Origin of the sequence: Thioclava kandeliae, assembly GCF_040297545.1 — a bacterium.
GTDB classification, from domain to species: Bacteria; Pseudomonadota; Alphaproteobacteria; order Rhodobacterales; family Rhodobacteraceae; genus Thioclava; species Thioclava kandeliae.
The window spans coordinates 182,014-204,892 of record NZ_JAYWLC010000006.1; the positions used below are offsets into that span (position 1 = coordinate 182,014).

Here is a 22,879-nt window from a genome sequence, read left to right on the forward strand (position 1 = left end):
TGTCTCCTTTTTCTCTTGGACAGGGGAAGGGGGCTTTTAACCCTCAGGACAACGAAGACCGGTAGTCTTCGTAGGTGAATTCACGGACCGGCGTGATGGAGCCGTCCTCTTCGCGGATGGCAATGGCGGGCATGGCCACACCGTTGAACCAGTTCTTCTTGACCATCGTATAGCCTGCCGCATCGGCAATGCTGATACGGTCGCCAATTTCCAACGGCTTGTCAAAACGCGCATCGCCAAAGATATCGCCGGCCAGGCAGGTCTTGCCCGCGATCTGATAGTCATGCGTGCCGCCCTGCGGCAGTTTCGCCGTTTCGCGATAGATCAGCAGGTCCAGCATATGCGCCTCGATCGAGCTGTCGACGATGGCAACCTTCTTGCCGTTATCGACAATGTCCAGCACCGTCACTTCAAGGCTTGCGGTCTTGGTGATCGACGCCTCGCCCGGCTCGAGATAGACTTGCACGCTGAGGTTTTCGGAAAACGCCTTCAGACGCGCGGCCAGCTTTTCAAGCGGATAGCCCTCGCCGGTGAAATGGATGCCACCGCCAAGGCTGACCCAATCAAGCTTTTTCAGGAAGGAGCCGAATTCGGTCTCGATCCGCGTCAGCTGGCGGTCGAAAAGGTCGAAATCGCCGTTTTCGCAATTGTAATGGATCATCACGCCGGAAATTCGGTCAAGCGCGCTTTCCAGCCGCTCCAGATCCCATTCGCCCAGGCGCGAGAACTGCCGTGCGGGGTCCGCAAGATCGAATCCCGAGGTCGAAAACCGCGGATTCAGCCGCAGACCGGACTGGATGCCCTTGGCCTGCGCCTTGGCGGCAAAGCGGTCGAGCTGGCTCAGTGAGTTGAAAATGATCTTGTCGGCATAGGAAATCGCCTCGTCGATCTCGTGATCGGCCCAAGCCACGGAATAGGCATGGGTTTCCTTGCCGAATTTCTCGTGCCCCAGATGCAGCTCGTAAAGCGAGGAGGACGTCGTGCCATCCATATGGTCGCGCATCGTGTCGAAGACCGACCAGGTGGCAAAGCACTTGAGCGCCAGAAGCGCCTTGGCGCCCGACAGCTCCCTCAGGCGGGCAACCTTTTCCATGTTCTGGACCAGCTTCGCGCGATCAAGCAGATAGAAAGGCGTTTGCATAGGGCATCTCCGGCTACGGGACAGTCGTTTGGCCATATAGGGCCGATGCGACCCGCCCGCAAGCGAAGCCTTTGTAACGAAGGCACCGAAGCAGCGCCCTAATCGACCCTCAGGCGGGCAGGCTCGACCGCCAGCGTATACCCCTTGCGGGCGATATTGCGCACCAATAGCTCGGCCACCAGCTGGTTGCCCAGACTGTCGCGCAGGCGCTTGATCCGCGTGGCGCCGGCGGATTCCTCGCAATCGGTTTCGGGCTTGCCGGTGATCATCGCCTCGATCTGGGTGCCTGTCAGGATGTCGTCATCCAGCCGCGCCTCGGCCAGCACGGCCAGCGTCTCGATCGCGGCGGGAGTGAGGGTGAATCCCATATCATTGAGCATCACCATGTTTTCCGCTCGCAGGATGCGTAGCGATTGCACCTCGATCCCCTGACGGCTGATCTCGGCCATGCGCTTGTTCTGGGCGATGATCATGATCAGAAAGACCAGCGCCACGACCAGAAGCGCTGTGGCAAAGACCAGAAGGATGAAGATGATCATCCGGTAGCTTTGCAGCACTTCGGAAAATGCGGTGCCCGATTGCGCCAGCACCTCCAGAAGCCGCAGCTGGGTGGGTTGGGTCAGTGCGTCATTGGCAACAAAAATCTGCTCGACCCGCGTGTTGAAGGCATCCGCATCCGGCAGCGCCAGAAACAGCAACGCCGCCGCCAGACCCAGAATCGCGGTGATCGCCACGACTCCCCAGACCAGCGCGCGCTGGCCCGCCCTGAGCCCTTCAGTAACGGAGGAAATAGCTTCCCGCACTTTGCTTCCTTTTTTCCAACCCCTCGTCCCCGAAGGTGGAGACGATATTCAAAAGCGTCCAGCCGCCACGCTTGAGGCGCGGAGCCAGCTCGGCCCGCGCCGCGTCACGGCTGCAGGCAGTGTCAGGGAGTTTCGCAACCCCGTAATGCAGCCGCAAGGGATCGTCCTGCTTGGCCTTGTAATCGGCATAACAGTCCGCCTGCGCCGGTGCTGCTATAGCGCATATGAGCGCGAGGATCAGAAAGAGATGTTTCATAGGCCGGATCTTGCGCAACTGTGCTTTGCCATTCAATAGCAAAGGCTTTTTGCGCGGATGTTATCCGATGACAGAGGCCCGATCCGCGCCATTCTGCCTATGTTATCCGATGACAGGGGGCTGATATTGCCTGTCTTGCAGCCAGAGGGGCATCTGGTCCCATCCGCTTCGGGGTCCTTCCGAAGCCTCTTTATCAGGAGTTCGATCATGTCCCTCGCGACCCGCATCATCGCCGCCACCACCGCGCTGGCCCTCAGCCTCACTGCCGTCTCGCCCGCGGCCGCCATGGATGCCGACCAGAAGAAGGCGCTCGGCATCCTTATCGGAATCGGCGCGGCCGCCGTGCTGATCGACAAGATGAACGACAAGGATGACAAGAAGAAAGACCATCAGCCGAAGCGCCCCGTCTATGGCTGGGAGAACAACCGCGATAACCATTTCAGTCGTGACCGTTATGATAACCGCCGCGATGATCGCCGCGATAGCCGTTTCGATCGTGGCCCGAGCTATTCGCAATCCTGCGTTTCGAAGGTGCGCACCCCGCGCGGCTGGAGCGAGGTTGTCGACAAGCGCTGTGCCGACCATACCGCCGACCGCCGCCTGCCGCAGAATTGCGTGATCGACATCCGTCAGGACGGGCGCCGCCAGCAGGTTTACGGCCAGAACTGCCTCGAGGATCGCGGCTTCCGCATGAGTCGTCGCTAAGGGATCGCCGCTAACGGATCATTGTCGGGAGGCGGCCTTTTATGCCAAGACAGGATATGAGCACAAAAACCACTCCCGATTATTCTTTCGAAGCCGCGGCACACGCCCGCGGCTTTCACTCCGTGGCCGGTGTTGACGAGGTTGGACGCGGGCCGCTGTGTGGCCCTGTAACGGCAGCGGCGGTCATTCTTGATCCGGCGTATATCCCGCAGGGGTTGAACGATTCCAAAAAGCTTAGCGCGAAACGGCGGGCCGGCCTCGTCGAGGCGATCAAGGAACACTCTATATGGTGTGTCGCCCATGCCAGCGTCGAAGAGATCGATGCGCTCAATATCTACCACGCCTCGCATCTGGCGATGGTGCGGGCGGTGGCGCGCCTCTCGCGTCAGGCGGACTATGCACTGGTGGACGGGAATCGCGTGCCCAAGGATCTGCAGATCGCTTCCGAGCCTTTGGTGAAAGGCGATGGACGTTCTGTCTCCATTGCCGCCGCCTCGATCCTCGCCAAGGAAGAACGTGATGCGCTGATGGTGTCGCTGGCGCAACAGTATCCGCAGTATGGCTGGGAGCAGAATGCCGGTTACCCTACGGCACAACATCTTGCAGCACTTGCGGAATTTGGTGTGACCCCAGTCCATCGCAAAAGCTTCAAGCCCGTCCACAATATCTTGTGCCAAGTCAAAATATAGGCCTCGGAAGCAATTAAAGAAATTGACGCTCTCGGCCGGTTCCGCCATGTTTGGTCCCACAAGATCGGCAAAAATGCCGGCATGGTAAGAGCAGTAAAATCAGTCAAATCAGACCGATAAAATTCGGCGGTAACCTGTCTTTCACGGGACAGGATAGGCATGAGGCAAGTATGACAAAAGCAGGTACGCGGGCGGCTAAGGCCGATCTCCCGCTCAATCAGATCTTGGCAGGTGATTGCATCGCACAGATGAACGCCCTTCCGGAAAACAGCGTTGATCTGATCTTTGCAGACCCGCCTTACAATCTCCAGCTCAAGGGCGAGCTTCACCGCCCAGACAATTCCAAGGTCGATGCCGTCGATGACGCATGGGACCAGTTCGACAGCTTCGCCGCTTATGATGCGTTCACCCGCGACTGGCTGGCCGCTGCACGCCGCATCCTCAAGCCCAACGGGGCGATCTGGGTGATCGGATCCTATCACAACGTTTTCCGCATGGGCGCCGAGCTCCAGAACCAGGGCTTCTGGATCATGAACGATGTGGTCTGGCGCAAGTCGAACCCGATGCCGAATTTCCGCGGCAAGCGTTTCACCAATGCGCATGAGACCCTGATCTGGGCCTCGAAATCCGAGAAAGCCAAGCCGACCTTCAATTACGAGGCGCTCAAGGCGCTCAATGAAGGCGTGCAGATGCGCTCCGACTGGGTGATCCCGATCTGCACCGGCGGCGAGCGTCTGAAAGACGACATGGGCAACAAGGCCCACCCGACCCAGAAACCCGAGGCGCTTCTGCACCGCGTGATCATCGCCACCACCAATCCGGGCGATGTGATCCTCGATCCGTTCTTCGGCACAGGCACCACCGGCGCCGTGGCCAAGATGCTGGGCCGCAACTATATCGGGATCGAGCGCGAGGAGAGCTATCGCGAGGCGGCGACCAAGCGTCTGGCCCGCACCCGCAAGCTCGATGCCGAGGCGCTGGAGGTCACCACCTCCAAACGCGCAGAACCGCGTGTGCCTTTCGGCCAGCTCGTGGAGCGTGGCATGCTGCGTCCGGGCGAGGAACTGGTGAGCCAAGGCAACCGCTACACTGCCAAGGTGCGCGCCGATGGGACGCTGATCGGCAAGGATATCAAAGGCTCGATCCATCAGGTCGGCGCACAGCTCGAGGGTGCGCCCTCCTGCAATGGCTGGACCTACTGGCATTACAAGCGCGATGGCAAACTGGTGCCGATCGACACGCTGCGCCAGCAGATCCGCGCGGAGATGGGCGATCGTCCCAACTGATCTGGGCATTATGACGGAATGAGACCCTGCGGCTTTCGGGCGGCAGGGCGTTAACCGCCAGCGCCCATGTATACTGCCATTTGGGCGCTACCTTGCCCCGCCGACTGCCGGCGGGGTCTTTTTGATTCCGGGTATCGGATTATCTGCCGCTCTGGCCCACGGCTTCCAGTTTGGCGCGCAGCTCGCGCATCACCGGCAGGGCCTGACGGACTTTCTCGGGGCCGATATCGCGCACGATATCGGTGATCACCGGCATCAGTGCCGCAAAGGCGGCATCGCGGGCGGATTTCCCCGCAGGGCTGATCGACACGAATTTGCGCCGCGCATCATCCCAGTCGGGACGGATATGGACATGCCCTGCCCAAACCAGTTTGGACAGGGTGTTGGTCATCGCGCCGCGCGTCACATGGAAGGTGGCGGCAAGCTGGGCCGGTGTGCGCTCTTCGGCCAGATAGGCCAGATGGTTGAGCACCGAGAAATGAGACAGTTCCATGCCCTTGGGCAGCACTCGGCTGACCACGTTGCGCGCCAGCTGGTCGGCCATGAAGACCTCGGAAAACAGGGCCGCTGCAAGGGGGTCGAATTGCTCGCTCACCGGCATTTACCTTCAGTCGGCCAGCATCGGGTCGAGATGGCCCTTCGCCTCCAGCGCATGGAGGTCGTCACAGCCGCCCACATGGATATCGCCGATGAAGATCTGGGGCACCGAGCGTTTGCCACCCGCACGCGCGGTCATCGCCTGACGCAGGCCCGGATCGGCACCCACATCGGTTTCCTCGTAAGAGACGCCCTTCTTGTCCAGAAGGCGTTTGGCCGCCACACAGAAGGGGCAGGTGCGGGTCGTGTAGATCTCGACGCGTTTCATAGCGGTTCCTTTCGGTTACAGGCGATTTACCGCGATCTAGGTATCTTTTGCAACGCGGGCAAGGCACAGGACATATATCTTGCGTGCATCTAATGGTCGCAGGGCTTCATGGGCGGCCCTTAGCGTCGCGCCCGAGGTCATCACATCATCCACCAGAACAATCGTCCGCCCCTGCACGACGCCTGCGCGTTTTGGATGGGGGGCGAAGACCCCCGCGACATTTTCGGCACGGCCCGCGCGGTCGAGTCCCTCCTGCGGCGGCGTGAACCGGATCCGCTTGAGCAGATCGACACAGAGATCGACGCCTGTTTCGCGTGAAACGGCCCGTGCCAGAAGGGCGGCCTGATTATATTTGCGCTTCAGGAGCCGGAACGGATGCAAGGGCACCGGAACCAGCACACAATCTTTTCCCAGAATATCGCGCCCCGCCTGTGCCATCCAGCGCCCGAAAGGGCGGGCAAGCTCGGTGCGGTCGCCATGTTTGAACCCGAGGATCATTGCCCGCGCATTGTCGTCATAGCGCAGGGCAGCGCGGGCCTTAGGCCAGGGCGGCGGATCGCGCAGGCAGGTGTCGCAACGTGCTGCGCGATCGGACTGGCCAGGCAGAGGTGCGCCGCAGGTCTCACAGGAGAGCCCGCGAATGAAAGGGGTTCTGGGCCAGCAGGCGCTGCACAGGGCGCCCTCTTCTACCACGGGGGTCTGGCAGGCAAGGCAGAGCGGCGGGTAGATCATGCGTAGAAGCGCCCGTGCATGACGGCCGGCATGACGGCGCGCGTGGAAGTGGAGCCCTGTAATCGCCTCTGGCCTTCGCGGATCTTCGGATCTATCTTCTGGCCCTATCATGACGACACCTCCGCTTCTCACCGACCGCCAAGCCCTCGACCGCCAACGCCTGCGCGCACGGGCGCGCGGGCTTGACCTGTTCCTGCAGGAGGAAGCGGTGGGCGATCTTCAGGAGAGGCTGATCGAGGTTAATAGAACCTTTACATCACCCGCTCTCATCGCGCCTTTCCCCGAAATCTTCGCGCCCGTGCTGCCGGATGCCAAGATTGTGGCCGATACCGATGTGCTGGGTCTGGAAGAGGGAGCGCATGATCTGGTGGTGCATGCTTTCGCGCTGCATTGGGCCAATGATCCGGTGGGCCAGATCGTGCAGGCCGCCCGCGCCCTGAAGGCGGATGGGCTATTCATCGGCATTCTTTTTGGCGGGCAGACGCTGCACGAGCTGCGCGCCTCTCTGGCCGAGGCCGAGGTGGCTGTCACAGGTGGCCTGAGCCCGCGTGTGGTGCCGATGGGCGAGATGCGTGATCTGGGGGCGCTGTTACAGCGGGTCGGGCTGGCGCTGCCGGTGGCCGATAGCGTGACCCGTGATGTGGCCTATGCCAATCCGATGCGCCTGTTCGAGGATCTGCGCGCGATGGGCGAGACCAATGCGCAAGCCGCCCGCCCGCGCCATTTCACGCGCCGTGCGGTGCTGATGCGCGCGCTGGAGACCTATCTGGCCAATTATGCCGATGACGAGGGGCGCATCCATGCAACCTTCGAGACCATCTGGCTGACCGGATGGAAGCCCCATGCAAGCCAGCAGCAACCGCTCCGTCCGGGCTCGGCCCGCGCAAGGCTGGCCGAGGCTCTGGGCACGTTCGAGCTGCCTACGGGTGACAGGCCGGTTTAGCCCAGAGCGGTCAGGAACCCTTTCGACCACCACGCAACATCCTTGCTCAGCAGCACGTCCATCAGGGCTTCATGGCGGCGTCTGCGGTCCTGGAGTGGCATGGCGAGCGCGGTCATGATGGCGGTGGCCATCTGCTCGATATCGTGCGGATTGACGATCAGCGCATCTTCCATCTGCTCGGCGGCCCCTGCGAATTGCGACAGGATCAGCACCCCAGGATCCTCGGGGTTCTGGGCTGCCACAAATTCCTTGGCCACAAGGTTCATCCCGTCCATCAGGGGTGTCACCAGTGCGATCTGCGCCGCGCGGTAGAGCCCCGCCAGTGTCTCGCGCGGCACGGGGCGGTTGATGAACCGGATGGGCGCCCATTGGATATCGGCATATTGCCCGTTCACCCAGCCCGAAAGATGTTCGGTCTCCTCGCGGATATTGTCATAGGCTTCAACCCCTTCGCGGGTGGGCGGACTGATCTGGATATAGGAGACGTGGCGGTGCCAGTTGTCATGGCGCGCCAGAAATTCGCCAAACGCCTTGAACCTCTGCGGCACGCCTTTGGTATAATCCAGACGGTCCACCCCGATGATCAGTTGCCGCTCGGGCTTGATGACGCCAGATGGAAGACGGTCGACCTGTGCCTCGGCCAGAGACCGGAATTCCTGCGCATCGATGGCGATCGGGAAGGCGGCGATCCGGCATTGCCGCGCGCCCAGCTGCACGAAACCACCCGCCATTTCCCTTCCTTCGGCCACCTCGGTAAGGCAGGCAATCGCGGCGCGGGCATCGCGTTCGGATTGCATGCCGACAACCTCGTAATTGGCCAGCCACTCGCAGACATCGCCGGCATTGGGCAGCGCTTCGAGCGTGATCGGATTGGGGAAGGGGGTATGTAGGAAAAATCCCATCCGGTTCGTGGCACCCAGCTGGCGCAGATAGAGCGCCAAAGGGATCAGGTGGTAATCATGCACCCAGATCCGGTCATCGGGCCTGATCACTTCCATCAGCATCTTGGCGAAGCGGCGGTTCACCTCCTTGTAGCCATCCAGATATTCGGCGTGGATTTCAAGAAGATCGGTGCGCCCGTGGAAGAGCGGCCACAGCACCTGATTGGAAAAGCCGAAATAGTAATTCTGCTGTTCGGCCTCGCTAAGATCGAAGGCCATGCGCCGGAAAGGACCGTCATTGATCTCGCGCAGGCGGTTCTCGGGATTTTCCACGATCTCGCCCGAGGTGCCGATCCAGATGCCTCCTGTTTCCTTGATCGTGTCATGCAGGGCCACGACCAACCCGCCCGAGGGGTTCGGCCCCGAAGGAATGCGGTTCGAGATACAGATCAGACGTCCCATCTTAATGCTCCAGCCCCGCCCTCAGCCAGTCCAGAACAGCGGCTGGGTCTGGCAGATGCTGACTTGCGCGGGTCTTGCCATCGCCCACCTTGATGCCGAAACCGCCATGCGTTTCCGCCCAGGCCAGTGCGGGCTCGTCGGTTGTGTCATCACCGATATAGATCGGCGAGCGGTTCCTGAAATCGGGCTGGTCGGACAGGATCTGCAAGGCGCCATCCTTGGAAAATCCGGCCGGACGCAGCTCGAACGCCATCTTGGCGGGCTGCACCTCGAAACGCGGATTGGTGATGGCAAGGCGTTCGATGAAAGCCTCGACCTCGGGGCCAGCATCGGGAAGAGCGCGGAAATGGATCGCCCCACCCATGGATTTATGCTCGTAAAGGAGCCCGCGCGAGGTGGCATAGTCGCGCATTTCGGTCTGCGCGCTTTCCAGACCTTCGGGCAGTCTGTCCAGAGGTGGCGTCATCCCGCGCGCCTCGGAGCCATGCGAGCCGACCATGATCCCGTCAAAGCCGCGCAGGAAGCTTTCCAGCTCGTTCAGGGAACGGCCCGAGACAATGGCCAGCGCCCCGCCGAGTGCGGTGTTCAGCCGCGCCAGGAGCGACCCGAGATCCGCGGGAATGATCACGGCATCGGGGGTTGGCGCAATATCGACCAATGTCCCGTCGAAATCCAGAAACAGGGCTTTGGTCCTGCAATCGAGCGGGGGCACCTCGGTGCGTGGTTCGGTCATATCCATACCTGAGAGTAAGTCCAGAATGCTTTATGTGTCAAAGAAACGGGTGGCGCGTTCTGCCGGAGCCGGAACGCGGTTGTGCCAATTTGCGCTTTGACACTTCCACGGAACGCGTTATCTGCGGGTTGGTTCCGAAAACGCGACAGGATCTTTCGATGACAATGCCCGCCAATTCCCGCCTCGCACATGCGCCTGCAGACCACCCGAAGGTGCCTCCTCAGGCCAAGATCGGGGTTCTGGTGGCCAATCTCGGTACGCCGGATGGAACGGATTACTGGTCGATGCGGCGCTATCTGGGGGAGTTCCTGTCCGACAAGCGCGTGATCGATATCCCGAACTGGAAATGGCAACCGCTTCTGCAGCTGATTATCCTGTCCAAACGTCCCTTTACCTCGGGTGCCAATTACAAGACCATCTGGAATAACGAGGCTGATGAAAGCCCGTTGATGACCATTACCAAACAGCAGGTGGCCAAGCTGAAACAGTCTATGGCGGCCCTGTTCGGCGAGGCGGTCGAGATCGATTTCTGCATGCGTTATGGCAATCCTTCGACACAATCCGTGGTGGACCGGATGGTGAAGAACGGCTGCGAGAAGATCCTGTTCTTCCCGCTCTATCCGCATTACGCAGGCGCGACCTCGGCCACGGCCAATGACGCGTTCTTCAAGGCGCTGATGAAACAGAAACGCCAGCCCGCCGCTCGTGTCGCCCCCGAATATTTCGACCGTCCGAACTATATCGAGGCCCTGGCGCAATCGGTCCTCAAGGCCTATCCCGACGGCGCGCAACCCGATGTTCTGGTCTGCTCCTATCACGGGATGCCCAAACGCTATCTGATGGAAGGCGACCCCTACCATTGCCAGTGCCAGAAGACGACGCGCCTTCTGCGCGAGCGTCTGGGCTGGGAGAAAGACCGCGTCCATACCACTTTCCAGTCGGTCTTCGGTCGCGAGGAATGGCTCAAGCCCTATACGGTCGAACATGTGGCCGAGCTGGCGAAAGAGGGCAAGAAACGCATCGCCGTCATCTCGCCCGCCTTCTCGGCCGATTGCATCGAGACGCTCGAGGAGATCAAGGGCGAGATCTGCGAGGCCTTCGAGCATGCGGGAGGCGAGAGCTTCACCTATATTCCCTGTCTCAACGATGACGATGCCCATATCGCGCTGTTGAGCGAGGTGATCGAGGAGAACCTGCAAGGCTGGATCAACCGTATCTGAGCCGCGATCATGGCGTTCTTGCCGCAGGGGCGGATCATTCGGTATTATCACGGAACTGTGGGTTTGAAGGCCCGTATGCCTGCGTGTATCGCTGGCGATCAACGAATTCGACGGTGGATGGTATGAAAGCACTCCCTCTCTTTGCGCTGCTCATGGCACTCGGGGCCTGCGCGACCACATCAAACGACGTCCAGCTGGCACCTGATGGCAAGCCGATGCCGCAGGTCTACCGGATCACCAAAAGCGATGCGGAGGTCATCCCGACCCGCGCGCTGGAAGCGGTGAACAGCCTGCGCGCCGCGCGTGGCACCGGCCCGATGCAGCTCAACACCCAGTTGGCGATTGCCGCGACCGTGCATAGCAAGGATATGGCGAAACAGAACCGTCCGTGGCATTGGGGCTCGGATGGCTCCTCGCCGCTCGATCGCGCCAAACGTGCGGGGTTCTATGGCGAGGTCGTGGGCGAGAATATCTCGGAGACCTACGAAACCGAGACCGAGACGCTTTCGGCATGGATGTCCGATCCGGAAACGCGCGACGTGATCCTCAACCCGGCGGCGACGCAGATGGGCTTTGCATGGTATCAGGAACCTTCGGGCAAGATCTGGTGGACCATGCTGACGGGTCGCTGACCTGCCATAAGAAGCCATAAGAAAAGGCCCCGCGAAGGGGCCTTTTTCATATCCATCCGGTGCCTGTCTGGCACTCAGGGATAGATGAAAATCGGGGTGCCGTTGAGCACCATGGAATAGATCTCTTCGATCTGTGCGTCGGTCACCGCGATACAACCAGCGGTCCAGTCCTTCTTGCCGCGCTTATCCGCGTTATTCTCGCCATGGATGAAGATATCCCCGCCCGGGTTCCGGCCTTTGCTCTCGGCAAAAGCGACCTGCTGCGGGTTCGGATAGGACACGCGGATCGACAGGTGATAGGCCGAATTCGGATTGCGCCCGTCGATATAGTAGACGCCTTCCGGCGTCCTGCCATCGCCTTCGAACTGCTTGGGGCCGACCGGCTGGCCGCCCAGAGCTATATCATAGGTCTTCACCACCTGATCGCCCGAGAACAGATACATCTTGCGGTCTTTCTTGAAGACCTGGATCTGCGTAACGGGAGCCCCGTTATAATTCTTGAATTTCGTGCTATCCCCGCCACAAGCGGAAAGAAGGGCCAGCGCGCTGAGGCCCGTCAGTAGCATTCTGCGTTGCATTTGTTTTTTGCCTGTTTGGTAGGTCTGCTCGATAGGCCTTGTAGCCTTTATCTGCCTTTAAATCGAGTCTGCTTTATTCGTGGTTAACAACGAGTAAACAGCGCTGCGATTTCGATATGGGCTGACCAACGGAACTGATCGACGGCAATTAGCTTTTCCATAACGAAACCTGCTTCCAGCAAGGTCTTGGCATCACGGGAGAAAGTAATGGGGCTGCAGGAAACATGCACGATGCGCTTGGCCTTCGAGCTGCAAATTTCGGCAATCTGGGACTCCGCACCGGCCCGTGGCGGGTCGATCACGATTACGTCAAAACGGTCCAGCTCGTCGGGAAGAAGCGGACGACGGAAAAGATCGCGGACCTCATGGGTCACGCGGTGAAGTCCTTGGGCCTTGCGCCAGCCCTGATCGAGCGCCTCGAGCATGGGCGCTTCGGCTTCGACCGCATGCACATCGGCATGGCTCGCCAGCGGCAGCGTAAAGGTGCCCGATCCCGAGAAGAGATCGACCACTTTCGCCGCCTTGCCGAGATTTTCGAGCACAAATTCGGTCAGAGCGGCCTCGCCCTCCTTCGTGGCTTGCAGGAAGGCGCCGGGGGGCGGGGCGACCTGCGCGCGGCCCATGGCCTGCCATGCGGGGCGGATCGCGGCGATCATCTCGCCATTCCACGAAATCCGCGCCAAACCGTTCTTATGGGCGATCTCGGAGAGCGTGGTGAATAGGTCGGCAGAGATCTCTTTGCCGCCCGAGCAGGCAATCTCGACGCCTGCTTCCGAGAGGGTGAGGGTCATCGACAGCTCGCCTTTGCGGCTGGCGCCCGCCATGGTCAGGGCCTCGGCGGTAGGGAGATGGGCCAGAAGTTCGGGGCGCAGAAGCGTGCAGCCGGAGATCTCGGTGATCGTGCCGGAGGCGCGCCCGTGGAAGCCTACCTGCGCGCCTTTCTTGGTGCGCCGCCCCGACAGCGTGGCGCGGCGGCGCGAGTTTGCGGGCGAGGTCATGACCTCGGTCACCTTGGCCTGGATATCGCGAGCGTTGAGGGCGGTCTCGACCACGCTGGCCTTCCAGTTGGCGACGAACTCGTCCGCGCCGTGTTGCAGGCTGCAGCCCCCGCAGCTGCGGTAATGCGGACAGGGAGGCCGGACCCGGCTGGCCGAGGGCGTGACGATCTTCGGTTGTGCGATCCGGCCAGCAGCGACCTCGCCGGTAATCTCCTCGCCGGGCAGCGTGAGGGGCGCGTAGATCGTGCCATCCTCGGTGCGGATAACGCCATCCGCCTGAATGGAGAGGCGGTCGATGATATGGGTCTGATCGGTCATGATGGCTATCCGGCTGGCTTTGGCTGAGGGGGCTTTAGCAGCCCTTGGCCGTAACGCAAAGCCTATTGCGCCGCATCGAGCGCGTCCTCTGCGCCGATGAAGCCTCCCGACTGGCGGTTCCAGTATCGCGCATAGAGCCCGTTCCGGCCAAGAAGTTCGTCATGGGTGCCATCCTCGGCGATCCGGCCTTTATCCATGACCACGATCCGGTCCATCTCGGCGATGGTTGACAGGCGGTGGGCGATGGCCAGCACGGTCTTGTCTGACATGACATTGGTCAGGGCTTCCTGCACTTGTGCCTCCACCTCGGAATCGAGTGCGGATGTGGCCTCGTCCAGCACCAGAATGGGTGCGTTCTTGAGGAAGGCGCGTGCGAGGGCAATCCGCTGGCGCTGTCCGCCCGACAGTTTCACGCCGCGCTCGCCCAGCATCGCGTCATAGCCGCGATTGCCCTTGTGGTCCTCGAGATCGAGGATGAACTCATGGGCTTCTGCCGCTTTTGCGGCTGCGATAATCTCGTCCTCGCTGGCATCAGGGCGGCCATAGAGAATGTTCTCCCGCGCGGAGCGGTTGAACATGGCCGTCTCCTGCGTGACCATCGCGATCTGGCGGCGCAGGCTCTCCTGGGTGAGGGTGCGGATATCGGTATCATCCAGCCGGACAGCCCCTTTTTCGGTGTCATATAGCCGCAGAAGGAGGGCCACGAGCGTGGATTTTCCCGCGCCCGACGCCCCTACGATGCCGACGCGCTGGCCTTTGGGAATATCGAGATAGACATCCTGCAGCCCGCCCTCGCCACGACCATAGGTGAAGCTGACATGATCGAAGCGGAGCGCCCCTTGTGCACGCTCGATATCCGCAGCGTCAGGGCTGTCGGTCAGCCCATGGGTGGCGGCGAGCGTGTTCATCCCGTCCTCGGCCTCGCCGATCGAGCCATAGATCTGCATGAGCGACATCGAGACCCAGCCCGACATCTGCGCGATACGCATGGCGATGGCACCGGCCGCAGCGACATCCCCCGCACTTGCCCCGCCCTGCCGCCATAACAGCACCGTGCCCCCCACCAGAATGACCGGCAGGAGCCCCGATAGGGCCATCTGGGCGGTGCGGTAGCTGGTCGAGACGCGCCCGAAGGAAATGGCCCGCATGCGGAAGCTCTCCATCGCCTCCAGGGCTTCGCGGTCCTCATGCTGGGTATTGGCGAACAGTTTGACGGTCTTGATATTGGTGATCGTATCTACCACCTGACCCGAAACCATCGCGCGGGCCGAGGCGCGATCTTTCGAGCGCACGCGCACACGGGGCAGGAAGGCGCGGATTACCAGAACCATCGCGATCATCCATAACAGCAGCGCCAGCGCTGACCAGCCGTCGATTGCGGCCAACATTGCAGCCGAGCCCAGGATAGAGGAGAGCGCGAACATGCCAGTCTCGATACTGCCCTGCGCGACATCCGTGACCGCGCGCGCCGTTTGCATCTGCTTTTGCGCGATGCGGCCCGCGAAGTCGTTATCGAAGAAGGTAACGGACTGGCCCATCGTATGGCGATGCAGGCGCGAGAGCACCTGAGGGAAGATATTAGGTTGTAACAGCAGGTGGTTGGCCGCAGAGGACAGGCCGAAGACCAGCGGCCGGATCACCAGATAGAACAGCACGAAGCCGCCTAGGATGACCGCGTGATCGGACCAGAGACTGCCAGCCGTCGTAGAGATCAGGCTGTCGATCACGCGGCCCAGAAGCCATGCGGAGACAACCTCCATCGCGCCTGCCGCAGCCGAAAGCACCGCCGAGAGCGTAATCACGCCCCATGCACCACGCAGGCACCAGACGAGAAAGCGGCCTAGACGGGTGGGGGGCGCGGAACTGGCATGGCGGAAGGGGTTTATCATAAGCAGGCTCCTTTGGCGCTAGGCTAGACTGCGCATCCCATATGGCAAGAGGCTGCGCGTGCGATCAGTCCAGCAGTTGCGCACGATCAAGTGTGAACCCGCTGCCGATCCAGCGGGTTTCGAGCTCGGCCAGTTTTTCTCCCAGCGCCTTGCCCTGCACCTGCGGCAGCAGGTCTTTGGCGCTGACGGGAAAGACCTGTGCGGCCCCATGGGTGATTTGCGCGGCCCAGTCCGGTGCAACCGGCATTTCCAGCAGAGCCGAGCGGATGAGCCATGCGTCACGCCCGTCGCCGGCGCCGAGCCGGTAGCCCATCTCGGTGGCCGAGCCGATCTCCTGAGCGGCCTCGCGCAAGCGCGCCAGCCGTTTGGCCTCGGCGCGGGACAGTCGTAAAGATGCGGTTGCAGGGCCCGGGGTGAGGCAGGCCAACCGCCGTAGCGGATCGGGGGGAAGGCCGTCCTCGAGATGGATCAGGATCGGAAGGGCCTTGGGATCCGCCTCGGGCAGGATGCGGGTCAGGATGCCGCTCCGGGCCATTGTTGCAAGAACAGGCGCAGGGTCGGGGGCTGCCAGTAGTTTGCGCATCTCCGCCCCGATCCGTTCGCGGGCCAGCCCGTCGATACCCTCGGCCAAGGTGGCGCAGGCGGCCAGACCCTCGGCATCGGGGCCGTTCTCGGGCGCGCCATACCACGCGGTGAAGCGGAAAAACCGCAGAATGCGCAGGTAATCCTCGCGGATACGGTCCTCGGGGACGCCCACAAACCGCAGATGACGGGCCTGCAGATCCGCCAGACCGCTGCCCAGAGGATCGAGGATCTCGCCATCCGAACGGGCATAAAGTGCGTTCATGGTGAAATCGCGCCGCGCGGCATCTTCGGCAATATCGTCCGAGAAGGCCACGACGGCATGGCGCCCATCGGTTTCCTCGTCGCGGCGGAAGGTGGTGATCTCGTGCGGGATGTGATCCGAGATCACCGTCACCGTGCCATGATCGATCCCTGTGGGAATGGGCTTCAGCCCCGCTTGTTCGGCCAGTTGAATGACCCGTTCGGGCGGAGCGTCGGTGGCGATATCGAGATCACTGACCTCCGCACCGAGGGCCGCGTTGCGCACACATCCCCCGACGAACAGCGCCTGATGCCCAGCCTCTTCCAGCATGCGCATGACGGCCCGTGTGGCGGGGGCCTTCAGCCAATCATCGCTCAGCCTCATACCTGCGCCAGCCTGTCTGCCAGAGACCGCAGGATCCGCCCCGTCGCGCCCCATATATAATAGGGTCCATAAGGCGCGGCATAATAACTGCGCCATGTGCCGCGCCAGCGCCGGCCCTCGATACGGAAATTGGCGGGGGTGATATGCGCGAACGGCACGGTAAAGACCTCCTCTACCTCGCCCGGCTCGGGGTTCGGGATGAAGGGTGTGGTGACGCGGGCCAGAACCGGCACCATCGAGAAGCTGGTCACCGTCTCATGCGGGTCGAGCTGGCCCAGAATCTCGACATTCTCGGAGGGCAGGCCGATTTCCTCGCGCGCCTCGCGCAGAGCGGTCGCCACGACATCGGCATCACCGGCATCGACCTTGCCGCCCGGAAAGGCGATCTGGCCGGGATGGTGCTTGAGATGCGAGGAGCGCTTGGTCAGATAAAGCTGCGGTCCCCGAGCCGTGTCCTCGAAAGCCACCAGCACGGCCGCAGGGCGCAGGACGCGCCCCGCAGGCAAAGTCATCGCCTCGTTCAGATCATAATCCGAAGAGGGCCGCCCCGGTCGGGCCAAGGCGGCCTGTAACCGGGACGAGAGGTCACTCATCCTTGGCCTCGACGGGCGATCCATCGGGGTTGATCGTGGCCTCGAAGCCGAGCGATTTCGGGTCGAACTCGTAATGCGCACCGCAGAACTGGCAATCGGCGGTGACAATGCCGGCTTCGGTGGTCATCGTGCCGATATCGCGGGCCGAGTAGATCGACAGGCTGTTGCGGACCTTGTCGGCCGAGCAGGTGCAGCCAAATTCCACGCGCTGCGGATCGAAGACGCGCGGTTGTTCCTCGTGAAACAATCGCACCAGAAGATCGGTCGCATGGATGCGCGGCCCGATCAGCTCGATCTCGTCGACCGTGTCCAGAAGTATATTCGCGCGGTTCCAGTTCTCGCCTTCCTCGCCGTCAAGGATGTCCTCGGCGGTCAGCAGGCCCTCGCTCTCGGTGCCGCCCTCTTCGGGCGCGCGCAGGGGCGAGGCGGGCGGCATATGCTGCAGCATCACACCACCGGCGCGCCATGCTTCGGACTGGCCGGGCAGGGTGGCGCGGCCGAAGGCCAGCTGGAAGCGGGTCGGCAGCTGTTCGGATTGCGCGAAATAGGCCTGCGCGCAGGCGGTCAGCGAGCCACCAGCCAGAGGCGTGATGCCCTGATAGGGGGTCGTGCCTTCGCCCTGATCCATCAGAACCGCAAAATAGCCCTTGCCGATCTGCTCAAAACCGGAAGCGGCCTCATCGAGGCGCTCCTTGTCGAAGCTGGCCCACGCGCGGATACGGGCAGGCTCGCCATCGGCGGTAGGCGCGTAGTAATCGGTCGCGATAATGCGGATCGGGCCGTCACCACGCACCTGCAGCGACAGTTTCCAGCGCAGCTTGATGGTCTGGCCGATCATTGCGGTCAGCAGGGCGACCTCTGCCACGAGCGCCTCGACGACGGCAGGGTAGTCATGCTGCATCAGGACGTTCTCCAGAACCCCGTCCAGCCGTGCAACACGTCCACGGATGTCGGAACGGTCGAGCTGGAATGGCAGAACTGTATCGTCCCAGGCGATTTGGGATAGCGTACTCATATAGATCCTCGAGGGGTTTGCCTTTGGCTTGGCGGCGGGATTACCCTGCCCATATGGGCGCGACAACCCGTGATCCCAAGGGGGGCAGGGGTTTGGCGCTATTTTGTCGGGATATGGAGAAGGATTCCAGAGATGATTCCACGTTTGGGGGAGGCGGCGCGCCGCGGGCAGAAATACCGGATGCGACCGGGAGCCTATGCGCTTCTATGTCGTGGTGATCAGGTCCTGCTGACCCATCAGGCTGCTCCGGTGCCGGAATTCCAGTTGCCCGGCGGGGGCATAGATCCGGGCGAAAGCGCGATCGCCGCACTGCATCGCGAGGTCCGCGAGGAGACCGGATGGGGCATCGCGGAGATCCGCCGTATCGGCACCTATCGGCGGTTCGTCTATATGCCTGATTATGATATGTGGGCTGAGAAAATCTGCCATATTCACACCGCCAGACCAACGATTTGCTATGGGCAGCCGAGCGAGGCCGGACATCAGGCTGTCTGGCAACCTATTGGTAATACGATAGAAATTATTTCATCCAAAGCGGATAAGGTATTTCTGGAGCGATTTTTTGGCACGTTTAAAGCCTAAAATTCCGGCTCTGAATTTTGGCGTATTTTTGTCACATGCGTGTCGCCTGTGTCATAAGTATGGCTATTAATTGACGTTAAGAAACTTTTAGCTAGGCGTATCAGCAAAATTCCGCTACCGATGACCTCGAGCAAGAATAATAGCGGTCAAAAGAGCCGCATATCCTTTGAGGCGGAGCAGACATCATGGCGAAGTCAGTCGACTTTGCTGTCCGTGATATTGCGGGCGGCGTTTCTCGTGGTACGGTGGCCGGCGACGGCGCCGGTGATTTCATTCAGGTGGGCGATGGCGACGCGATCTCGCTCAACCTGCGCAAAACCAACATTCTCAAATACGAACGCGCGGGCAGCGACCTGCATGTTGTCTTGACCGATGGGCGTGTCGTCGAGCTGACGGGCTATTTCGATGTGCCCTCCAACAAGCTTTATATCTCCGCCGATGGCGAGATTACGCAGGTCAATCTGGAAGACAGTGGCGAAGGTGTCCTGTTTGCCAATTATTCCGAGCCGGAAATTATCGGCAAATGGAGCCCGAATGACGAACTCGCCTTCCTTGATGGCGATGACATTCTGGCACCTGTAGAGGAAGATACGGCCGGTATGGCCGGATTCGCGCCCCTGATGGGGGTCGGACCGTTGCTCGCGGGCGGTGCAGCCTTGGCTGGCGCTGCGGCTCTTGGCGGCGGAAGCGGTGATGACGATGACACCACCGATGAAGACGATGATGGCACCACGGATGACGGCAATGACGAGCCGGATGACGAGGACACCACCGACGAAGACGATGATGACACCACGGATGACGGCAATGAAGAGCCGGATGACGAGGACACCACCGACGAAGACGATGACGACACCACGGATGACGGCGATGACGAGCCGGACGACGAGGACACCACCGACGAAGACGATGATGACACCACGGATGACGGCAATGAAGAGCCGGACGACGAGGACACCACCGACGACGCCGATGCCGTCACCTCGGATAACATCGTGAACGAGGCGGAAGTATCCTCGGGCTTCACGTTAAGCGGGACGACCGATACGGACGCCACCTCGGTGAGCGTCACGCTGAATGGTGCGAGCTATGAGGCGGTCATCGCCGAGGATGGCAGCTGGAGCGCGGTCATCGACGACGCGAGCCTTGTGACGGGCGATTACACGGTCAGCATCACGGCGACGGATGCGGCGGGCAACGTCTCGACAATCACCGATACGGTGAGCGTCGATACCGATATGGATGTGGCCTTCTCTTCGGCCAGCGTCACCTCGGACAATATCGTGAATGCTGCCGAAGCCTCTGCGGGCTTCACGCTAAGCGGCACGACCGATACCGATGCGGCCTCGGTCACCGTCACGCTGAATGGCAAGAGCTATGACGCGGTTGTGGCCGAAGATGGCAGCTGGACGGCGACTGTCACCGATAGCGCGCTTGCGGATGGCACCTATACGGCGACCGTTACGGCAACCGATTTCGCGGGCAACGTGGCCACCGATACCAAGGCCGTGACGGTCGACAGCTCGATCTCGGTTGGAATCAATAGCACGCAAATGGCCGATAATGTGATCAGCGGCTCGGAAACCACGGGCGTGATCCTGACGGGGACGGCGGAAGCGCTGTCGACCGTGACGATCAGCTTCGGCTCCGGCACCCGCACGGTCGTGGCGGGCGAAGATGGCACATGGAGCGCGAATTTCGCCGCCAGCGAAGTGCCTGCCGATACCGATATGGCCGAGATTTCTGCAACGGCAACCGACAGCTATGGCAATACCGCGACCACCAGCCAGACCATTAAGGTCGATACGGTGCTTGATACGCTGACAGTGGCAACCGGCACGCCGGACAGCGTGCTTGCGGATGGGGTTGTCAATGCGAGCGAAGCTTCGGGCGGTTTGCTGCTGACCGGCACGGTCGAAGTCGGGGCGCAATCGGTGACGGTTGCGCTGGCGGACGGGACCACGGTGATTGCAACGGTCGATGCCGAAGCCGGCACCTGGACCGCAACCATCGATGCGGCGGATCTGCCCGATAGCGGTGATGCCACCGAAACCCTGACCGTCACTGCCGTGGATGCCTATGGCAATAGCGGCTCGACCACACTGGATGTTGTGTTCGACACGGTTGTCGAGAATTTCTCGGTCGCATCCGTGACCGCCGACAATACGGTGAACGGCGCGGAGGCGACTGAAGGCTTCGCGATCTCCGGCACGGTGGAAGCAGGATCGACCATCACCGTGACCATCGACCAGACGGGCGCGACCCAGACGATCGTGGTGGGCGAGGATGGCACATGGTCTGCTGCCTTCGACGTGGATGATCTGCCCGAGGGCACCGGCACGGCGACCTATTCGATCAGCGCGACGGATGTGCATGGCAACGTGCTTGACGGCACCAATGCCAGCGCGGCCAATGGCAGCTTTATCTATGATCTTGAAGCGCCGGACTCGCCCGATGTGACCTGGGCCACCATCCAATCGGGCAAGGTCCGCGCGATCTATACCGATAGTGACGGCGAAGCCGACAGCTATACCGTGTCCGGTATCAACAGCGATGGCACTGTGACCGAGCTGGATAACTCCGCGACCGCTACGGATGACGGTTCGGGCGAGGATATCTACTCCTTCGACTCGCAAGCGATGAGCACCTATTTCGCGGTGACCGATGTCGATGCGGCAGGCAATGAAAGCTCGACCCTCACAGTAACGAGCGAGTCGGAAATCACGTTGAACCTCGATCGTGACGGGCTGGACCAGTTCGACTTCTCCAAGATCGATCTCGACCTTGCGGATGTGAACCTGACCATCTCGGCAGACCAGATCATGGCCATGACCGGTCATGAGAATACGCTGGTGATCGAAGGGGATAGCGATGATAGCGTGAATGTGTCCGGTATGACTGTTGCGACCGATGACGCACAGGATATGGACGGCTATACGCTCTATACGCTCGATGACGGAGACGCCAAGCTCTATGTCGACGATAGTATTTCAACCACCGTCATCTAAGGCATTGGCCAATGGATAAAATGTGCAATTCCCGGACAGTCCTCGTCCGGGCGGCACTTCTGAGTGTCGTGATGACCTCGCTTTCCGGTTGTCTGGGCGGGGGGACGCCGTTTCCCTCCGGTCGGGCCGCCTATGCGCCCGCGGGTAACGGCTTTGCCGAAACCCAGCCGGGCACCACGGCGCAAAGCTCCGCCATCATCGGCGATCTGGCGGCGCGGCGGTCGATCCTGCCGCAGGGCGGGGCCTATGATCAGGTCGCCAAGGCTGTCCTAGCCTATCAGAAAAGTGCGGCCCAGTCCGAGCTTCTGGTGAAGCAGCTGACCGCCAAGGCCAAATCCAAGAACTGGCTGCCGTCGCTGAAACCCGGGGTCAGCCTGACCTCGCTGGGTGATCTGGCGACCTCCATCGTTCTAGATCAGGTCCTGTTCGACAATGGCGCCAAGCGGGCCGAGCGCGAATATGCCGCAGCCGATGTCGAGCTGGCTGCTGTGAACCTTTCGGCCGATTACAACGACAAGGTCTATACGGCGCTGTCGCATTACATCAAGGCCCGTCAGGCCGAAGCCGAGGGCGTGGCTGCAACGCAGGCCGCCAACAAACTGGCCGAATATGATGACATCATGCGTCAACGCGTGGAGGGCGGTCTGTCGGACATGTCCGAACGCCGAGTTCTGGCGCAGAAGCTGATCGATATGGAAGCGACCGAGGCGACCCTGCGCGATACCGTGCGCTCGGAGACCGCGCAGCTCGACAGCCTCACAGGCGGCGTGTCGGTGCGCGGACAGGGGATCGAGCCGCTGAAGGTTCCTGAGCCATTGCCCGAGGCGCTCGCCATCAAGACCGCACAGGGGACCCGCAACCTGACCGTGGCCCAGGCCAAGATTAATCGCGCCGGTCTGCTGCCGGGCCTCTCGGCCAGCGCCTCTGTCGGTACCGGCAAGCCCGATGTCGGGGTCGATCTCGGCACGAGCGCAGGCTTCGGTTTTGGCACCGGCGACCAGCTGAAGGCCTATGATGCCGCACGTCAGGCGGCGCAGCAGCAGGTCGACCAGACCCGTCAGGAAGCCTTCCAGGACTATGTGACGCTGAAATCCAAGCTCGATATGGCCGAAGCCAAGCAGAGCCGCGATGCAGGCGTGGTGGCCGAGATGGAAAAGAGCCTCTCGCTTTATACCGAACAATACCGTCTTGGGGGCCGCACCCTGATGGAGCTTGTTAATCAGTTTGAAAATTATGCCCAGATGCGGCAAGACCTTGCTGGACAGAAATACGATATAGCGTTGATAAGGCTGGAAATCGCCCGCCGACACGGACTTCTCGTCGACGGGAGCGTCATCTAA

The 22,879-nt window shown here is 61.3% G+C and carries 23 protein-coding genes; 9 read left to right on the top strand and 14 right to left on the bottom strand.

Annotated elements, in window-relative coordinates:
• Positions 1-43: 43 nt before the first annotated feature.
• From nspC to VSX56_RS09960, 3 genes are all read right to left on the bottom strand, one after another.
• Positions 44-1,141, bottom strand: a complete 1,098-nt coding sequence (gene nspC, locus VSX56_RS09950; RefSeq protein WP_339113891.1) for a carboxynorspermidine decarboxylase — start codon at positions 1,139-1,141, stop codon at positions 44-46.
• Between the two features lie 98 nt (positions 1,142-1,239).
• Positions 1,240-1,944, bottom strand: coding sequence for a winged helix-turn-helix domain-containing protein (locus tag VSX56_RS09955; RefSeq protein ID WP_339113890.1), 705 nt, complete (start codon positions 1,942-1,944; stop codon positions 1,240-1,242).
• Positions 1,916-2,200 (bottom strand): hypothetical protein, encoded by a 285-nt coding sequence (locus VSX56_RS09960; RefSeq protein ID WP_339113889.1) that lies wholly within the window; start codon positions 2,198-2,200, stop codon positions 1,916-1,918. Before VSX56_RS09960 ends, VSX56_RS09955 begins: the two co-directional genes overlap by 29 nt.
• A gap of 207 nt (positions 2,201-2,407) precedes the next feature.
• Here VSX56_RS09960 and VSX56_RS09965 point away from each other — a divergent pair, with 207 nt between their 5' ends.
• The 3 genes from VSX56_RS09965 (at position 2,408) to VSX56_RS09975 (ending at position 4,880) form a co-directional block, all read left to right on the top strand.
• Positions 2,408-2,905, top strand: coding sequence for a hypothetical protein (locus VSX56_RS09965; RefSeq protein WP_339113888.1), 498 nt, complete (start codon positions 2,408-2,410; stop codon positions 2,903-2,905).
• Positions 2,906-2,961: 56 nt separating this feature from the next.
• Complete coding sequence (gene rnhB, locus VSX56_RS09970) at positions 2,962-3,594, top strand: ribonuclease HII (RefSeq protein WP_350936768.1); 633 nt, start codon at positions 2,962-2,964, stop codon at positions 3,592-3,594.
• Positions 3,595-3,764: 170 nt separating this feature from the next.
• The gene (locus VSX56_RS09975) at positions 3,765-4,880 is read left to right on the top strand and encodes a site-specific DNA-methyltransferase (RefSeq protein ID WP_339113886.1); all 1,116 of its coding nucleotides are present in this window, start codon (positions 3,765-3,767) and stop codon (positions 4,878-4,880) included.
• Positions 4,881-5,019: 139 nt separating this feature from the next.
• Here the strand turns inward: VSX56_RS09975 and VSX56_RS09980 are convergent, their stop codons facing one another.
• From VSX56_RS09980 to VSX56_RS09990, 3 genes are all read right to left on the bottom strand, one after another.
• On the bottom strand, positions 5,020-5,424 hold the full coding sequence (locus VSX56_RS09980) for a MarR family winged helix-turn-helix transcriptional regulator (protein ID WP_406871127.1): 405 nt from the start codon (positions 5,422-5,424) through the stop codon (positions 5,020-5,022).
• Between the two features lie 63 nt (positions 5,425-5,487).
• Entirely contained in the window at positions 5,488-5,745 is a 258-nt protein-coding gene (gene grxC / locus VSX56_RS09985) for a glutaredoxin 3 (protein ID WP_339113884.1), read from the bottom strand.
• 36 nt (positions 5,746-5,781) lie between these two features.
• Positions 5,782-6,588, bottom strand: a complete 807-nt coding sequence (locus VSX56_RS09990) for a double zinc ribbon domain-containing protein (RefSeq protein WP_350936773.1) — start codon at positions 6,586-6,588, stop codon at positions 5,782-5,784.
• Here VSX56_RS09990 and VSX56_RS09995 point away from each other — a divergent pair.
• The gene (locus tag VSX56_RS09995; RefSeq protein WP_350936775.1) at positions 6,587-7,420 is read left to right on the top strand and encodes a methyltransferase domain-containing protein; all 834 of its coding nucleotides are present in this window, start codon (positions 6,587-6,589) and stop codon (positions 7,418-7,420) included. The two genes, VSX56_RS09990 and VSX56_RS09995, sit on opposite strands and share 2 nt — an antisense overlap.
• Here VSX56_RS09995 and VSX56_RS10000 read toward each other — a convergent pair.
• Positions 7,417-8,763 (bottom strand): alpha,alpha-trehalose-phosphate synthase (UDP-forming), encoded by a 1,347-nt coding sequence (locus VSX56_RS10000; protein ID WP_350936778.1) that lies wholly within the window; start codon positions 8,761-8,763, stop codon positions 7,417-7,419. The genes VSX56_RS09995 and VSX56_RS10000 overlap by 4 nt on opposite strands.
• 1 nt (position 8,764) lies before the next feature.
• A complete protein-coding gene (gene otsB, locus VSX56_RS10005; RefSeq protein WP_350936780.1) occupies positions 8,765-9,496 on the bottom strand; it encodes a trehalose-phosphatase in 732 nt (243 codons plus the stop codon).
• A 158-nt stretch (positions 9,497-9,654) separates the two neighbouring features.
• On the opposite strand from otsB, the gene hemH reads away from it, so the two are divergent.
• Together hemH and dalA are read left to right on the top strand one after the other, a co-directional pair.
• The gene (gene hemH, locus VSX56_RS10010; protein WP_350936782.1) at positions 9,655-10,716 is read left to right on the top strand and encodes a ferrochelatase; all 1,062 of its coding nucleotides are present in this window, start codon (positions 9,655-9,657) and stop codon (positions 10,714-10,716) included.
• Between the two features lie 122 nt (positions 10,717-10,838).
• Positions 10,839-11,348, top strand: a complete 510-nt coding sequence (gene dalA, locus VSX56_RS10015) for a divisome-associated lipoprotein DalA (RefSeq protein ID WP_339113878.1) — start codon at positions 10,839-10,841, stop codon at positions 11,346-11,348.
• A 74-nt stretch (positions 11,349-11,422) separates the two neighbouring features.
• Here the strand turns inward: dalA and VSX56_RS10020 are convergent, their stop codons facing one another.
• The 6 genes from VSX56_RS10020 to hslO form a co-directional block, all read right to left on the bottom strand.
• Positions 11,423-11,926 carry a L,D-transpeptidase family protein gene (locus VSX56_RS10020; protein WP_350936784.1) on the bottom strand — a complete coding sequence of 168 codons (504 nt, stop codon included), beginning with the start codon at positions 11,924-11,926 and terminating at the stop codon, positions 11,423-11,425.
• Positions 11,927-12,009: 83 nt separating this feature from the next.
• Positions 12,010-13,242, bottom strand: a complete 1,233-nt coding sequence (locus VSX56_RS10025) for a class I SAM-dependent RNA methyltransferase (RefSeq protein ID WP_350936786.1) — start codon at positions 13,240-13,242, stop codon at positions 12,010-12,012.
• Positions 13,243-13,304: 62 nt separating this feature from the next.
• A complete protein-coding gene (locus tag VSX56_RS10030) occupies positions 13,305-15,131 on the bottom strand; it encodes an ABC transporter ATP-binding protein (RefSeq protein WP_339113875.1) in 1,827 nt (608 codons plus the stop codon).
• A 64-nt stretch (positions 15,132-15,195) separates the two neighbouring features.
• Positions 15,196-16,341, bottom strand: coding sequence for a CCA tRNA nucleotidyltransferase (locus VSX56_RS10035; protein WP_350936788.1), 1,146 nt, complete (start codon positions 16,339-16,341; stop codon positions 15,196-15,198).
• On the bottom strand, positions 16,338-16,934 hold the full coding sequence (locus VSX56_RS10040; protein ID WP_339113873.1) for an NUDIX hydrolase: 597 nt from the start codon (positions 16,932-16,934) through the stop codon (positions 16,338-16,340). Before VSX56_RS10040 ends, VSX56_RS10035 begins: the two co-directional genes overlap by 4 nt.
• Complete coding sequence (gene hslO, locus VSX56_RS10045; RefSeq protein ID WP_350936791.1) at positions 16,927-17,949, bottom strand: Hsp33 family molecular chaperone HslO; 1,023 nt, start codon at positions 17,947-17,949, stop codon at positions 16,927-16,929. The genes VSX56_RS10040 and hslO overlap by 8 nt, the downstream gene beginning before the upstream one ends.
• A gap of 132 nt (positions 17,950-18,081) precedes the next feature.
• Between hslO and VSX56_RS10050 the strand changes: the two genes are divergently transcribed.
• From VSX56_RS10050 to VSX56_RS10060, 3 genes are all read left to right on the top strand, one after another.
• Positions 18,082-18,531 (top strand): NUDIX domain-containing protein, encoded by a 450-nt coding sequence (locus VSX56_RS10050; RefSeq protein WP_350936794.1) that lies wholly within the window; start codon positions 18,082-18,084, stop codon positions 18,529-18,531.
• Between the two features lie 185 nt (positions 18,532-18,716).
• Positions 18,717-21,539 (top strand): Ig-like domain-containing protein, encoded by a 2,823-nt coding sequence (locus VSX56_RS10055; RefSeq protein WP_350936796.1) that lies wholly within the window; start codon positions 18,717-18,719, stop codon positions 21,537-21,539.
• Positions 21,540-21,610: 71 nt separating this feature from the next.
• Complete coding sequence (locus VSX56_RS10060) at positions 21,611-22,879, top strand: TolC family protein (protein WP_339113869.1); 1,269 nt, start codon at positions 21,611-21,613, stop codon at positions 22,877-22,879.

Bases quoted from the DNA above. Each gene is read 5' to 3' on its own strand.
- nspC (WP_339113891.1), bottom strand. From the start codon at position 1,141: ATGCAAACGCCTTTCTATCTGCTTGATCGCGCGAAGCTGGTCCAGAAC.
- VSX56_RS09960 (WP_339113889.1), bottom strand. From the start codon at position 2,200: ATGAAACATCTCTTTCTGATCCTCGCGCTCATATGCGCTATAGCAGCA.
- VSX56_RS09965 (WP_339113888.1), top strand. From the start codon at position 2,408: ATGTCCCTCGCGACCCGCATCATCGCCGCCACCACCGCGCTGGCCCTC.
- rnhB (WP_350936768.1), top strand. From the start codon at position 2,962: ATGAGCACAAAAACCACTCCCGATTATTCTTTCGAAGCCGCGGCACAC.
- VSX56_RS09975 (WP_339113886.1), top strand. From the start codon at position 3,765: ATGACAAAAGCAGGTACGCGGGCGGCTAAGGCCGATCTCCCGCTCAAT.
- VSX56_RS09980 (WP_406871127.1), bottom strand. From the start codon at position 5,424: ATGGCCGACCAGCTGGCGCGCAACGTGGTCAGCCGAGTGCTGCCCAAG.
- grxC (WP_339113884.1), bottom strand. From the start codon at position 5,745: ATGAAACGCGTCGAGATCTACACGACCCGCACCTGCCCCTTCTGTGTG.
- VSX56_RS09995 (WP_350936775.1), top strand. From the start codon at position 6,587: ATGACGACACCTCCGCTTCTCACCGACCGCCAAGCCCTCGACCGCCAA.
- VSX56_RS09990 (WP_350936773.1), bottom strand. From the start codon at position 6,588: ATGATAGGGCCAGAAGATAGATCCGAAGATCCGCGAAGGCCAGAGGCG.
- VSX56_RS10000 (WP_350936778.1), bottom strand. From the start codon at position 8,763: ATGGGACGTCTGATCTGTATCTCGAACCGCATTCCTTCGGGGCCGAAC.
- otsB (WP_350936780.1), bottom strand. From the start codon at position 9,496: ATGACCGAACCACGCACCGAGGTGCCCCCGCTCGATTGCAGGACCAAA.
- hemH (WP_350936782.1), top strand. From the start codon at position 9,655: ATGACAATGCCCGCCAATTCCCGCCTCGCACATGCGCCTGCAGACCAC.
- dalA (WP_339113878.1), top strand. From the start codon at position 10,839: ATGAAAGCACTCCCTCTCTTTGCGCTGCTCATGGCACTCGGGGCCTGC.
- VSX56_RS10020 (WP_350936784.1), bottom strand. From the start codon at position 11,926: ATGCAACGCAGAATGCTACTGACGGGCCTCAGCGCGCTGGCCCTTCTT.
- VSX56_RS10025 (WP_350936786.1), bottom strand. From the start codon at position 13,242: ATGACCGATCAGACCCATATCATCGACCGCCTCTCCATTCAGGCGGAT.
- VSX56_RS10030 (WP_339113875.1), bottom strand. From the start codon at position 15,131: ATGATAAACCCCTTCCGCCATGCCAGTTCCGCGCCCCCCACCCGTCTA.
- VSX56_RS10035 (WP_350936788.1), bottom strand. From the start codon at position 16,341: ATGAGGCTGAGCGATGATTGGCTGAAGGCCCCCGCCACACGGGCCGTC.
- VSX56_RS10040 (WP_339113873.1), bottom strand. From the start codon at position 16,934: ATGAGTGACCTCTCGTCCCGGTTACAGGCCGCCTTGGCCCGACCGGGG.
- hslO (WP_350936791.1), bottom strand. From the start codon at position 17,949: ATGAGTACGCTATCCCAAATCGCCTGGGACGATACAGTTCTGCCATTC.
- VSX56_RS10050 (WP_350936794.1), top strand. From the start codon at position 18,082: ATGATTCCACGTTTGGGGGAGGCGGCGCGCCGCGGGCAGAAATACCGG.
- VSX56_RS10055 (WP_350936796.1), top strand. From the start codon at position 18,717: ATGGCGAAGTCAGTCGACTTTGCTGTCCGTGATATTGCGGGCGGCGTT.
- VSX56_RS10060 (WP_339113869.1), top strand. From the start codon at position 21,611: ATGACCTCGCTTTCCGGTTGTCTGGGCGGGGGGACGCCGTTTCCCTCC.